Below are 13732 nucleotides of genomic sequence, written 5' to 3'. Positions count from 1 at the left end.
CTTGAAGATTTTCTGTCTGTGCCATACTCTCACGCACCCTCGGAATGTTCGCTGATGCATACTTATGCGAAATTGCGGCATTTTCCTGAATGGCGTAGCTGAAGGGATCTTTCCCAACGGCTATACAATGACAGTTCGTCAAACAACAGCTGAAACCATGAGAAGCCGCAAAGAAGTCGTTCGCCAACTAGACAGGATTGATCGTAATATTCTGCGCACCCTGCAGGAAAATGGTCGTATCTCCTATGTAGACCTTGCTGACCGTGTAGGCCTGAGCACAACGCCCTGCATGGAACGGGTTAAGAGACTGGAACGTGAAGGGATTATTCAGGGCTACAGTGCCCGTTTAAATCCACAATTCCTGCAAGCCGGTCTGCTGGTGTTTGTCGAAATCAGTTTGTACACCAAATCCGCCGATATCTTCGATGATTTCCGCAAGGCGGTTACTAACCTGCCTAATGTTCTGGAGTGTCATCTGGTATCGGGCCACTTTGATTATCTGGTTAAAGCCCGGATTTCTGAAATGGCCTCCTACAGGGAACTGCTGGGCGACATCCTGTTAAAGCTGCCCGGTGTAAGAGAGTCGAAGAGTTACATCGTGATGGAAGAGTTGAAGGAAACTCTGAACCTGCCCATTCCTGACTAAGGCTTCGTATCAGTAGTCACGGATAAAGTAATTAAGGGCAACCAGGTCCTGCTCGTCGATCTCCCGCAACTGAAATCCAGCGGCATAGCCTTCTGGAACCTGATCTGAGGACGCATTGTCGGGGGGGCCTTTACGCGTGTTATTGTCCTGCCTGCTCCTCTGCTTGTTACTTGACTGGCACCAGACACATTCAGCTATCAACGATACCCGGTGATAGCTTTTCTGGGGGCCAGGCAGCACCAGTGTTATATTACGAACCTCTTCCTGACGGATCATCTGGTTGGTGACCAGGCTGAAACCTCCCTTCGAAACATCTTCCAGAATGCCCAACAACTGACCGGTATCGTTATCAAGAACCTCTGCAGGTTCTTCAAGCAGCTTTCGGGGGAAGCGACGTTTTTCAAGTACAGTGTCTGTCATAGATCGTCCTCCTTTTCTCGCTCATGCTCGTTCATGCTTGCTCATGGCGGCTTCGATCTAACAAGATACCCAGAAAATGCCCCCGATGACAAATTTTGACCAGGATAAAGCAGAGCAAAGCCCGTTATATGCACTAGAATTGCCTTTCAATCTTAACCGAATAATCAAAAATCCATGACACGAGGCGGTCTGCGTGCAGATAACAAGGGCATACGGTTTTACTCTCTATTTTTTATTGATCGCCATTCTGGCTTCAGGGGCTTCTGCTAACGCTGCTGGTGTTCCAGCGGTTATAAATCCCGCTTTATTTATGCATCCTTTTGTAGCTTCTTACGTGCATGATATTCAGAAGCTGACCTCTCACCAACTCAGTGTTGAACCCGACTCTCCGGGAGTGCAGACCGTTACCGGGAAAACGTATATATCACTGTTCAGCAAAGGAACCGTTGACTTTGAAATAAGTGTTTCGGGGGGCGAATGGGTTCAACCTTTGCTGGTTAATTCTTTATGTACCTTTCAATCAGGTGATAGCCCTGACGAAAGCAAGCTGTTTTGCAAAGGTCAAACGGGTGACTCTTTGTTAAAACTGGGACTGACATTTTTTGCAGATGGACAATTATCGCTGACGCTACACAAGCAGTCCCGAATCATGCTGGTGCCATCAATACCGACAGATGATTCAGTCGATATAGTTCGGACTCTCAATGACGAAACCTGGGAGCAGATTTCCCGGATGGTGGCTCAACAGGAAGAGCAGAAAAAAATAGATAAGCTTGTCAAAAAGCGAAACCAGTTTTTGTCTACTGAACCAAACTGGCTTCAGAGGCAGAACGAAATTAGGAAGAAAGCGGAGGAAATCAGGAAAATACATGAGGGCGAAGCCCTGGTGATTGAAAACGATCTCAGTCGTGACGACAGGGAATATCAGGTAACGTTGAAGGTGCCTGTTTACACACCTGAGCTGGTTGTGTTTGACCCTCAATTTAGCTATCACGGTAAGCTGCCTGCCAAAATCAAATTTAACACTTGTGGAAAAGAGCAGGGCGGTAGTAGTCACCAGAGTGGAGAGTGCGGACGTCGATCTCCGGTTCTCACAAGGCGATATTCAGAAAGAAACAACAAATTTCCTGTCAGCAACACTCACTTTGAATGGCCTTTTCTTTGTAAAATTTGTCGACAAGCAGGCTATTACAACGAAAAGGGGCTGAAAGATCATCAGCAAAATGAGCATCCTGAGAAGCTATTTCACTGTAAGTATTGTGACTGGCTTGGTTATACACAAGAAGAGCATATAAATCACGATTTGACACATAGAAAATCTCTGGAGAAACCCTATACCTACGAGGAGTGGGTGACAGGTTTTGAAACATTTGAAGTAAAGCGCAGAAAACAGTTTGGTGGTATTGAACCTGAAGAATCTGGAAAAAAATCAGAAAAATATGAACAGGGAGGGCTTCCCAGTCAGGAGAATGAAAATGTTGTACGTAGCTGGGGCTGGCTGCCTCCGATGATGGATCCCAGTCACTTAGCGCCCCGGCCTAAGGAAAGATAGAGCTTAATTCGGTAGTGCTTTGTTGGATGCAGGGATAACTTCCCTTCAGAATTTGACAAAAGCTTCCGATCTCATTCTTAATCACAATAAGGGATTACAATCCTGTTGCATTAATCTTGTAACCAACCCGTTTGCAGGATGCCTAAAATAATAATAAGAAACAAAGCAAAATCAGAGCCTTATCCGCTCTGGACCATTCGGAGGATCCCGTATGTTCAGACAGATAACCGAGGCCAGAATGAATGATATTCATATTAAATACGATGAACATTCAGGCCTGAAGTCCATTATCGCCATCCATAACACCCGCAGAGGCCCGTCACTGGGCGGTTGCCGTTTTATCCCTTACCCCTCTTTTGATGATGCCGTGACCGATGCGATCCGGCTGGCTCAGGGTATGAGTTACAAAGCGGCTCTGGCAGGGCTGGACCTGGGAGGTGGCAAGTCAGTAATCATGATGCCCGAAGGCGACTTTGACCGAACCGAACTGTTCAGTGCGTTCGGGCGCTTTGTTGATGAGTTGGGAGGGCGATATATCACAGCCATTGACAGTGGCACCGGGGTTTCCGATATGGATATCATTGCCACTCAGACCCGCCATGTTTCCTGTACGTCTGCCAGTGGCAACCCTGCGCCTTCAACCGCCAGGGGGGTTTATTACGGTATTCTTTCTACGCTCAAGGTTCACAAAGGGTTTGGCAATACTCTCAAAGGTATGACCCTTGCTGTCCAGGGGCTGGGAAATGTGGGGTATGCCCTGTGCCAGCTGTTGCACAGAGACGGCGCCCGGCTGGTTGTGTCAGACATTGATGACGACAAGGTTGAACAATGTATCCGGGAGTTCGGTGCCAGAGGGGTTAACCCGGCAGAGATTCATTCAACCCCCTGTGACATTTTCAGTCCCTGTGGCCTTGGCGGAATCCTGAATGAGCAGACTATCGATCAGTTGCAGTGCGGCGCTGTTGCCGGTTCTGCCAACAACCAGTTACTGACCCCGGAGTGTGGGGAACAACTGTTTAACCGGGGCATTCTTTACGCACCGGACTACCTGATTAATGCGGGTGGCCTGATTTTTGTCGCTATGATGCACGCCCGCAAAAGCAACGAAGAGCTGAATCACAGAATTAAGGGGATTGGAGAAACGCTGCTACAGGTCTTCCGCAGACAGCAGCAACAACAGGAGCCGGTTAACAGGATTGCAGACCAGATGGCTGAAGCTATGTTGTTTGGTGATGAGATCAGACAGCTAACTGCTTAAAACTATCTACTATAAACAGGCAATCCGACTAATAACAGAGGCTTTTACTGTGGAACAGAAAGAACTTAATCCAATTCCTATTTATCAGTACCTGGATGCTGAAGGTGAAGTGATCGAGCGACTGCCTGACTGGACACAGAAGAAAGAGATTCTGCTCGGTTACTATCGCAATATGGTGCTGGGACGCCAGGCTGATGCCAAGGCGATAGCCCTGCAGAGAACCGGTAAGCTGGGTACTTACCCTTCCTGTCTTGGGCAGGAAGCCATCAGTACCGTGTTCTGCTCTATGATGCAAAAAGATGATGTGCTGATTCCCTATTATCGCGACCATCCCGGACTGATGGCCAGAGGCATTCCACTGTCCGACATTCTGCTTTACTGGGGCGGTGATGAACGGGGCAGTGCCAGCGAACACTGGGGCAAGGACTTTCCCAACTGTGTTCCCATTGCCACTCAGGCATGCCATGCCGCAGGTGTAGCTGCAGCCCTGAAAATTCGTCACGAGTCCGGTATTGCGGTTTGTGCATTGGGGGATGGCGCAACGTCCAAGGGGGATTTTCTCGAAGCTCTGAACCTTGCCGGAACCTGGCAGCTGCCTGTGGTCTTTGTCATTAATAACAACCAGTGGGCTATTTCAGTCCCCAGAACCATTCAGTCAGGCGCTCCTACCTTAGCCCAGAAAGGCATTTCAGCCGGTTTGCCCTCTTATCAGGTCGATGGTAATGATGTAATTGCGCTGCACGAAGTACTCAGCGAGGCAATGGGCCGGGCTCGCAGTGGTAAAGGCGCAACGGTTATTGAAGCCATCAGTTACCGTCTGGGGGACCACACCACGGCAGACGACGCCAGCCGCTATCGCAGTAGTGACGAATTGCAGCAGGCATGGAGTAAAGAGCCCATCAAGCGACTAAGAACCTTCCTGCATCATCGGGGATACTGGGACGAACAGCAGGAACAGGCGCTTATCAAAGACGTCAGCCAGCAGATTGAACAGGAAGTTCAAACCTACCTCAACACGCCGCTTCCTCCCGTAAAAGACCTGTTTGATTACCATTACGCGAACATGCCATCAGCGCTGAAGCAGCAGAAACAGGAAGCCGAGTTGAGGGCTGCGGGAGGTCAGAATCATGAGTAAGATCACAATGGTAGAGGCTGTTAACCTGGCTCTGGATCATGCCATGGAAACCGACCCGGATGTGGTGATGCTGGGTGAAGACATTGGTGTCAATGGCGGTGTGTTTCGTGCCACTCAGGGGTTAAGGGATAAATACGGCTTTAAGCGGGTCATGGATACACCGCTGGCGGAAACGCTGATTGCCGGTATCAGCATAGGCATGGCTGCACAGGGTTTGAAGCCGGTGGCAGAAATACAGTTTATGGGATTTATCTTTCCTACCATGGAACAACTGATCTGCCACGCAGCCCGTATGCGTAATCGAACCCGTGGTCGTTTATCCTGCCCGATGGTGTTGCGGGCTCCCTTTGGTGGGGGCATTCATGCACCGGAACATCATTCAGAAAGCACTGAAGCCCTGCTGGCGCATATTCCCGGCCTGAGGGTGGTCATTCCGTCATCGCCTGTGCGGGCTTATGGCTTGTTGCGGTCTGCCATTAATGAACCTGACCCGGTTATTTTTCTGGAGCCTAAACGCATCTACCGGGCATCAAAGCAGGAAGTTCATCACAAGACGCCACTGCTGCCTCTGGATAAGTGCTTTACCCTGAAACAGGGTCAGGATGTTACTCTGGTCAGCTGGGGAGCCTCTGTAAAGGAAACTATGGAAGCGGCCAGTACTCTTGAGCAACACGGAGTTTCAGCCGAGGTGATTGACGTTGCCACCATCAAGCCTCTGGATATGGAGACTATTCTGACATCGGTTCAGAAAACCGGTCGATGCGTGATTGTCCATGAAGCCTGTAAAAGCTTTGGTGCAGGGGCAGAAATTGCTGCCAGTCTCGCCGAACAGGCGTTAACTGTGCTTAAAGCACCTGTAGAGAGAGTGACGGGTTTTGACACCATCATGCCTTACTATCGAATGGAAGATCATTATCTGCCCAGCCCTGACGACATTATGAAAGCTGCATTAAAAACATTGTCTTTTCATTAATCATCATTTCATTGAGAAATAAAAAACGAGAAGCTGCCTATGAAATTTTTTAACCTGCCCGACCTGGGAGAAGGAATTCCTGAAGCAGATATTGTTGAGTGGCATATACAGGAAGGCGACCACGTAAAAGAAGACCAGATAATTGTTTCTGTTGAAACAGCCAAAGCCGTTGTTGAAGTCCCTTCTCCGGTTACCGCTGAAGTAGCGCGTTTGTGTGGACAGCCCGGTGATACCATTCTGACCGGTGCACCACTGGTTGAGTTTGTATCGGAGGAAGAAGACACAGGGACAGTAGTTGGGAAGCTGGCAACAGACTCTGCCAGCCCGGAAGAAGACGATACTTTCTTTATTGGCTCTCCACCGGAAGACTCATTAGCAACTCCCTCTGCTCAAGGTTCCGTCAATGAGCTGGCTTCCCGCCTTGGCATGACATTAACCGAAAAGCCTGTCCAAACCGGATACGCACTGGAAAACCCTGAGCCTTTGAAAGGTGTTCGCAAATTTATGGCGAACACTATGGCGCAATCCCACGCCGAAGTCGTGCCTGTCACCCTGTTTGATGATGCCGACATTGATCACTGGGCAAAAGGTGAGGACATTACTGTACGACTGATACAGGCTATTACCAGAGCCTGTCAGGAAGAGCCTGCCTTAAATGCCTGGTTTGATGGCAACACGACCAGCAGGGAAGTGTTTGATACCGTACATCTTGGACTGGCAGTGGACAGTGAGGAAGGGTTGTTTGTTCCGGTCATTCGTGCTGCGGACACTCTGGACGCTAAACAGCTGAGAGATCAGATCAATGCTTTCAGAACCGCAGTTAATGAACGTACCCTGCCACCTTCGGAAATGGCTGGCGCTACGATTACATTAAGCAACTTTGGTGTGTTTGCTGGTAAATATGCAACACCGATCATTGTGCCTCCGATGGTTTGCATCGTGGGTGTCGGGCAGTTACGGGAAGAAATTGTCAGTGTTGACGGGCAGGCCGTCAGTCATAAAGTATTGCCGATTTCTTTAACCTTCGACCATCGGGCTGCAACCGGTGGAGAAGCCACTCGCTTTTTACATACGTTGATCACACAATTAAAAAAATAATGACGGGCGCTGGTGGACAGAATGGTTTATCGCAAAGCCGTCGTTCACCAGTTGCGTTGGTTGAAACACGCTTATGCCATTCGGGGCAACTATTTTGACAAATACCGATGTTGACAAACACCGATCCTGAAAAACTCCGCAACTTAACCAAATACGTCATCTGACTTATGTTACAAGTCTGTCAGAAATAAAAATACGGTATTTTAAGTCTCCAGCTATTGCAGATTGTCTAAAAACTCCACATTATAAATTTAAAGGGGCTTGCTTTTTCCCGCTCTGTTTGAGTTAACCTCCAATAAGTTTTTCTTATACGAAGGTTAAGCGTTCCATGATGTCAGCCAATGGAAATGGCTGTCAGCCTCGGCCACTTTTTAGCTTTTGGCTCAGGGCTGTTTTTTGACAGTTCTATAATTAAAAGGTGGTCTTTGTACTGATTCTGTCGATAACCCTGTTGTGAGAAGACTGTTTGTGCAGCCGCAGCGTGGGAATCGACCAAACACATCAGACAGGGCAGGTGACGCGATATGGATATCTTTGACAGCTATCAACAGAGGTTTAAATCCCATCAACAGGAAGAGCTGACCATTCAGGAATACCTGCAGTTATGCAGGGATGAGCCTTCCACTTACGCTAATGCTGCTGAACGCATGTTGCAGGCGATTGGCGAACCGGAAATGACCGACACTTCCAGAGACCCACGACAAAGCCGAATTTTTTCCAATAAACTGATCAAGCGTTATCCCGCTTTCAAAGAGTTCTATGGCATGGAAGAAGCCATTGAACAAATCGTGTCGTTTTTCAAACACGCGGCTCAGGGACTGGAAGAGAAGAAACAGATACTTTATCTGCTTGGGCCGGTCGGTGGCGGTAAATCCTCTCTGGCTGAGAAGCTTAAAGCCCTGATGGAAAAAATCCCCTTTTACGCCATTAAGGGGTCCCCGGTGTTTGAGTCCCCCCTGAACCTGTTTAATGCCGATGAAGACGGTGACATCCTGACCAGTGAGTACGGCATTCCCGGTCGTTACCTCGGCGGCATCATGTCTCCCTGGGCTGTCAAACGACTCAATGAGTTTGGCGGCGACATTACCAGGTTTAAAGTGGTTAAACTCTACCCCAGTATCCTGAACCAGATCGCCATTGCCAAAACCGAGCCGGGTGATGAAAACAATCAGGATATTTCCAGCCTTGTGGGCAAAGTCGATATCCGCCAGCTGGAAGAGTACTCTCAGGATGATCCCGACGCTTACAGCTTCTCTGGCGCATTGTGTAATGCCAACCAGGGCATCATGGAATTCGTAGAGATGTTCAAGGCTCCTATCAAGGTGTTGCACCCTCTGTTGACGGCTACTCAGGAAGGTAATTACAACAGTACCGAAGGCATGGGGGCTATTCCTTACAACGGTATTATTCTTGCTCACTCCAATGAGTCGGAATGGCAGAGCTTTCGTAATAATAAAACCAATGAAGCGTTTATTGACCGGGTAAATATCGTCAAGGTGCCTTATTGCACCAGAGTGACCGAAGAAATACAGATTTATGAAAAGCTGCTGGAGAACAGTTCGCTGAAAGAGTCGCCCTGTGCGCCGGATACTCTGAAAATGCTGGCTCAGTTCTCGGTGCTGTCGCGGGTGAAAGAGCCGGAGAATTCCAACGTTTATTCCAAGATGCGTGTGTACGACGGTGAAAGTCTGAAAGACACCGACCCGAATGCCAAGCCATTGCAGGAATACAAAGATGCTGCTGGCGTTGATGAAGGCATGGAAGGCCTGTCAACACGCTTTGCTTTCAAGATTCTCTCAAAAGTCTTCAACTTCGACCCCGGTGAAGTTGCCGCTAACCCGGTACATATGCTCTATGTTCTGGAACAGCAGATTGAGCAGCAACAGTTCCCGAAAGAGATCCATGAGCGTTATCTGCGCTATGTGAAAGAGTTCCTGGCACCCAAATACATTGATTTTCTGGGTAAGGAAATTCAGACCGCCTATCTGGAATCCTACTCTGAGTACGGTCAGAACATCTTTGACCGTTACATTACCTACGCTGACTTCTGGATTCAGGATCAGGAGTACAGAGATCCGGAAACCGGGGACATTCTTGATCGCGCCACCATCAATGAAGAGCTGGAAAAAATCGAGAAAGCCGCCAGTATTGCCAACCCTAAAGACTTCCGTAACGAAGTCGTTAATTTCGTATTAAGGGCTCGGGCAAATAACAACGGCAAGAATCCGGCATGGTCGAGCTATGAAAAGATGCGTTCAGTGATTGAGAAGAAAATGTTCTCTAACACTGAAGACCTCCTTCCGGTGATTTCTTTCAACGCTAAAAGCAGCAATGACGACCAGCGCAAACACAATGAATTTGTGAAACGTATGGTCAACAGAGGCTACACCGAGAAACAGGTAAGGCTGCTGGCTGAATGGTACATACGCGTAAGAAAGTCTCAGTAGCTCCGAAGTAAGGAGTTCCGGAAGTAGTTGTGAGGTCATCAGGCGGGGCAGGGATTTAGCCCCGCTGTACGACTAACAAACAGGGAGCGTGTGATGAGCATAATTATTGATCGTCGTCTGAACGGAAAGAACAAAAGTACGGTAAACCGTCAGCGCTTTCTCGATCGCTATCGCAAGCATATCAAGAAAGCGGTTTCTGAAGCGGTCAATAAACGCTCCATTACGGATGTTGAGTCCGGCAGTGAAGTCACTATTCCTACCAAGGATTTATCCGAGCCTCATTTTCAACACGGTCAGGGTGGTCGTTATAAACAGGTGCATCCGGGCAATAAGGATTTTGTTCAGGGTGATCGTATCAAACGACCCAACGGTGGTGCAGGGCGTGGCAGCGGTTCTGGTAAGGCTGGCAATTCCGGCGATGGAATGGATGAGTTTACCTTCCAGATTAATCACGAAGAGTTCCTTTCCCACATGTTTGACGATCTGGAACTGCCCAATCTGGTTCGCAAGCAGCTCCATGACGCCACAGAGTATGAAACCAAAAATGCAGGCTTTACCAATGAAGGCTCACCGGATCGCTTAAACATTGTTCGTTCGCTGCGTTCTGCCCATGCCCGGCGAATTGCCCTGGGCGGTTCCAGCCGAAAAGAAATTCGAGCCCTTAAAAAAGAACTCAGGGAAATGGAAGTCAGCCCTGACGCGACTGACCTGGAACGTGCCATTGAGTTGAGGGAAGAGATCAAACGGCTGAACGGTAAACTGAAGAAACTGCCGTTTATTGATGATTTCGATCTCAAGTACAACAACCGTATCCGGGTGCCACGTCCTAGCAATAAAGCGGTGATGTTCTGTGTTATGGACGTATCGGGCTCCATGACGCAGGAAATCAAGGATATGGCCAAGCGCTTTTTTATCCTGCTGTACCTGTTCCTGCAACGCAATTACAAACAGATTGAAGTGGTTTTTATTCGTCACCATACTGCGGCTAAAGAAGTTGACGAAGATGACTTTTTCTATTCAAGGGAAACCGGTGGCACCATTGTCTCCAGCGCCCTGGAAATGAGCCGGGACATTATCGACAAGCGTTACAGTCCGACTGACTGGAACATCTACATTGCCCAGGCTTCCGATGGTGATAACTGGGAAGGCGACTCCAGTGTTTGTTCAAAAGTTCTTACCGAATCCATTATGCACAAGGTGCAGTATTTCTCTTACGTAGAGATTACGGATCGCGCCCACCAGAACCTGTGGCGGGAATACGAATCGGTGGCCGAGCAGTTCCCGGATCATTTTGCCATGCAGCAGATTAAAACGCCTGAAGATATTTTCCCGGTCTTCCGGAGACTGTTTGAGAAGAAGGAAACAGCATGAGCGATGATGCAGCCCTGAGCGGTGATACAGCCCTGAGCGGTGATAAGGCTGTTAAAGATGAAAAGGAAAAGCAGTACATCTCCACCGGTCCTGACTGGACCTTTGAACTGATTGAGGAATACGACCGGGAGCTGGCACGAATCGCCGACAAGTTTCGGCTGGATACTTATCCCAACCAGATTGAAATCATCAGCTCTGAACAAATGATGGATGCCTACTCCTCCACAGGCATGCCATTGATGTACAACCACTGGAGCTTTGGCAAACAGTTCCTGCATACCCAGCAAAATTATCAGCGTGGGCGTATGGGGCTGGCTTACGAGATTGTGATCAATTCCAACCCCTGCATCGCCTACCTGATGGAAGAAAACACCGTGACCATGCAGGCGCTGGTGCTGGCTCATGCCTGTTATGGACACAACTCCTTCTTCAAGGGTAATTACCTGTTCCAGACCTGGACCGATGCTGAATCCATCATCGATTACCTGATGTTTGCCAAGTCTTACATTGCACAATGTGAAGAGAAGTATGGGGTGGAAAAGGTCGAAGAGATTCTTGATGCCTGTCATGCCCTGATGAATCAGGGGGTCAATCGCTATAAGCGACCTCGCCCGCTGTCTGCCGAACAGGAAAAAGCCCGTCAGGAAGAACGTGCTGAATACATCCAGCGAACCCTGAACGATATCTGGAGTACGATTCCCAAGTCAGAAGAGAAAGCGGAAAAGAAAAAAGTCCGCTTTCCCAAAGATCCGGAAGAAAACGTACTGTATTTTCTGGAAAAACACGCCCCGCTGCTGGAAACCTGGCAACGTGAACTGGTGCGTATTGTCCGGAAAATTGCCCAGTATTATTACCCGCAACGGCAGACTCAGGTGATGAACGAAGGCTGGGCCACCTTCTGGCATTATAATCTGATGAATGAACTGCATAACGAAGGCAAAGTGACTGACGGCTTTATTATGGAGTTTCTGCACTCGCACTCTAACGTTATTTATCAGCCTTCGTTTGACAGCCCGTATTACAGCGGTATCAACCCATATACCCTTGGTTTCAACATGTTTCAGGATATTCGCAGAATCTGCGAAGACCCGACCGATGAAGACAGACAGTGGTTTCCGGATATTGCCGGTAGCGACTGGCTCGAAACTGTGCATTTCGCCATGAAAAACTTCAAGGATGAAAGCTTTATTCTGCAATTCCTTTCCCCGAAGGTCATGCGGGATTTAAGGCTGTTTTCAGTGCTGGACGACGAAAGTAAGTCCTATCTGGAGGTGGATGCCATTCATAACGGATCGGGCTATAAAGAAGTGAGGGAAGCTCTGGCAGCCCAGTACAATCTGGGCAACCGGGAACCTAATATTCAGGTGTACAATGTTGACACCCGGGGCGACAGGACATTAACACTGAGGCACTATGAACATCAGGGGCGACCGCTGGATAAAACCACTCCTGAGTTGTTAAAGCACATTCACCGGTTGTGGCAATTTGATGTCACCATGGAAACCTGTCAGGGTGATAAAGTGACTCAGTCTTATCACTGCCCTGAAAAAAGTGACTCACCGAAAGAGAAGTGAGCCTGTTCGAATCAGTGAGGTATTCAAATGTGGTACGAAGGCATGCTTGCCCTCTCACCTTTGGGAGTCATTCTGGCAACGTTGTTGCTCACTCACATCACTATTTTGTCTGTCACTATTTATCTGCATCGGCACAGTGCTCACAATTCGGTTGACCTGCATCCGGTACTCAAACACGCCTTTCGATTCTGGCTATGGCTGACAACCGGAATGCGCACAAAAGAGTGGACGGCCATTCATCGTAAACATCATGCCCGGTGTGAAACGAAAGAAGATCCTCACAGCCCGGTACAAAGAGGTTTGGGAATCGTACTCTGGCAGGGCGCTGAGCTGTATAGAAAGGAAGCCAGAAATCCTCAGACAATAGAAGGTTATGGGCAACGAACGCCTGAGGACTGGATTGAAAACCATCTTTATACCCCTTATCCATTTCTCGGTATTGCCATCATGTTATTGATTGATGTCGCCCTGTTTGGCCTTATTGGTATAACCGTCTGGGCTATTCAAATGATCTGGATTCCCTTTTTTGCAGCGGGTGTGATTAATGGTGTCGGACATCATTCAGGCTATCGCAATTTTGAATGCCGAGATGCAGCCCGCAATATATTTCCCTGGGGAATACTGATTGGTGGTGAAGAATTGCACAATAATCACCACACCTACCCAAATTCTGCCAAACTATCGGTTCGCCCCTGGGAGTTTGATATAGGCTGGCTCTGGATTCGGCTGTTTCGCTTTTTAGGTCTGGCCAGCATCAAAAGAACGAAGCCATTGGCTATTCGCAATAAAGATAAAAACCATATTGATCGTGATACCGTAATGGCTGTTATTAATAATCGATTTCAGATAATGGCGCAGTACCGTCGTCAGGTCATTGCGCCACTGGTCAATCATGAGCAAAAAATCGCTACTGAAAAGACAAAGCGTCTTTTAAAATCGGCTCAAAAGCTTCTGGCACGGGAAGAGCATCTGTTGGCACCTGCTCACATGGAAAAAATTCATTCAATTATTGATACCAGTCAAGTTTTGAATACCATTTACAGGAAAAAGAAAGATTTACAGGCGATCTGGCATCAAATTAAAGACCAAAATGAACGCATTGAAGCCTTAATTCAGTGGTGTCATGAAGCTGAAAGCAGTGGAATCAAAGTTCTGCAGGACTTTTCCAGAAGCCTGAAAACCTATACCCTGCCAGAACCAGCCTTAAAACAGGGGTGAATCCATCACAATTCTTTGAGGGCAATTCAGGGGATAAATA

The 13732-nt window shown here is 48.3% G+C and carries 11 protein-coding genes; 10 read left to right on the top strand and 1 reads right to left on the bottom strand.

Annotated elements, in window-relative coordinates:
- Positions 1-127: 127 nt before the first annotated feature.
- Positions 128-646 carry a leucine-responsive transcriptional regulator Lrp gene (lrp, locus tag V5J35_RS11250; protein WP_472924777.1) on the top strand — a complete coding sequence of 173 codons (519 nt, stop codon included), beginning with the start codon at positions 128-130 and terminating at the stop codon, positions 644-646.
- Positions 647-655: 9 nt separating this feature from the next.
- On the opposite strand, the gene V5J35_RS11245 is transcribed toward lrp, so the two are convergent.
- Positions 656-1066 (bottom strand): PilZ domain-containing protein, encoded by a 411-nt coding sequence (locus V5J35_RS11245; RefSeq protein WP_354011273.1) that lies wholly within the window; start codon positions 1064-1066, stop codon positions 656-658.
- A 193-nt stretch (positions 1067-1259) separates the two neighbouring features.
- Between V5J35_RS11245 and V5J35_RS11240 the strand changes: the two genes are divergently transcribed.
- The 9 genes from V5J35_RS11240 to V5J35_RS11200 all read left to right on the top strand — a co-directional run bounded on the left by V5J35_RS11240 (position 1260) and on the right by V5J35_RS11200 (position 13692).
- A complete protein-coding gene (locus V5J35_RS11240; protein WP_354011272.1) occupies positions 1260-2618 on the top strand; it encodes a hypothetical protein in 1359 nt (452 codons plus the stop codon).
- A gap of 211 nt (positions 2619-2829) precedes the next feature.
- Entirely contained in the window at positions 2830-3876 is a 1047-nt protein-coding gene (locus tag V5J35_RS11235; protein ID WP_354011271.1) for a Leu/Phe/Val dehydrogenase, read from the top strand.
- 49 nt (positions 3877-3925) lie between these two features.
- Complete coding sequence (gene pdhA / locus V5J35_RS11230) at positions 3926-5011, top strand: pyruvate dehydrogenase (acetyl-transferring) E1 component subunit alpha (RefSeq protein WP_354011270.1); 1086 nt, start codon at positions 3926-3928, stop codon at positions 5009-5011.
- On the top strand, positions 5004-5984 hold the full coding sequence (locus V5J35_RS11225; RefSeq protein ID WP_354011269.1) for an alpha-ketoacid dehydrogenase subunit beta: 981 nt from the start codon (positions 5004-5006) through the stop codon (positions 5982-5984). Before pdhA ends, V5J35_RS11225 begins: the two co-directional genes overlap by 8 nt.
- A 39-nt stretch (positions 5985-6023) precedes the next feature.
- Positions 6024-7082, top strand: coding sequence for a dihydrolipoamide acetyltransferase family protein (locus V5J35_RS11220; RefSeq protein ID WP_354011268.1), 1059 nt, complete (start codon positions 6024-6026; stop codon positions 7080-7082).
- A gap of 524 nt (positions 7083-7606) precedes the next feature.
- Entirely contained in the window at positions 7607-9529 is a 1923-nt protein-coding gene (locus V5J35_RS11215) for a PrkA family serine protein kinase (protein WP_354011267.1), read from the top strand.
- 93 nt (positions 9530-9622) lie between these two features.
- On the top strand, positions 9623-10900 hold the full coding sequence (locus V5J35_RS11210) for a YeaH/YhbH family protein (protein WP_354011266.1): 1278 nt from the start codon (positions 9623-9625) through the stop codon (positions 10898-10900).
- Positions 10897-12474, top strand: a complete 1578-nt coding sequence (locus V5J35_RS11205) for a SpoVR family protein (protein ID WP_354011265.1) — start codon at positions 10897-10899, stop codon at positions 12472-12474. Before V5J35_RS11210 ends, V5J35_RS11205 begins: the two co-directional genes overlap by 4 nt.
- A gap of 27 nt (positions 12475-12501) precedes the next feature.
- On the top strand, positions 12502-13692 hold the full coding sequence (locus V5J35_RS11200) for a DesA family fatty acid desaturase (protein WP_354011264.1): 1191 nt from the start codon (positions 12502-12504) through the stop codon (positions 13690-13692).
- Positions 13693-13732 lie beyond the last annotated feature (40 nt).

This window comes from Endozoicomonas sp. NE40 (assembly GCF_040549045.1).
Lineage (GTDB): Bacteria > Pseudomonadota > Gammaproteobacteria > Pseudomonadales > Endozoicomonadaceae > Endozoicomonas_A > Endozoicomonas_A lisbonensis.
Note: the sequence above shows the minus strand (reverse complement) of the source record. Positions and strands in the feature narration are given on the sequence as shown.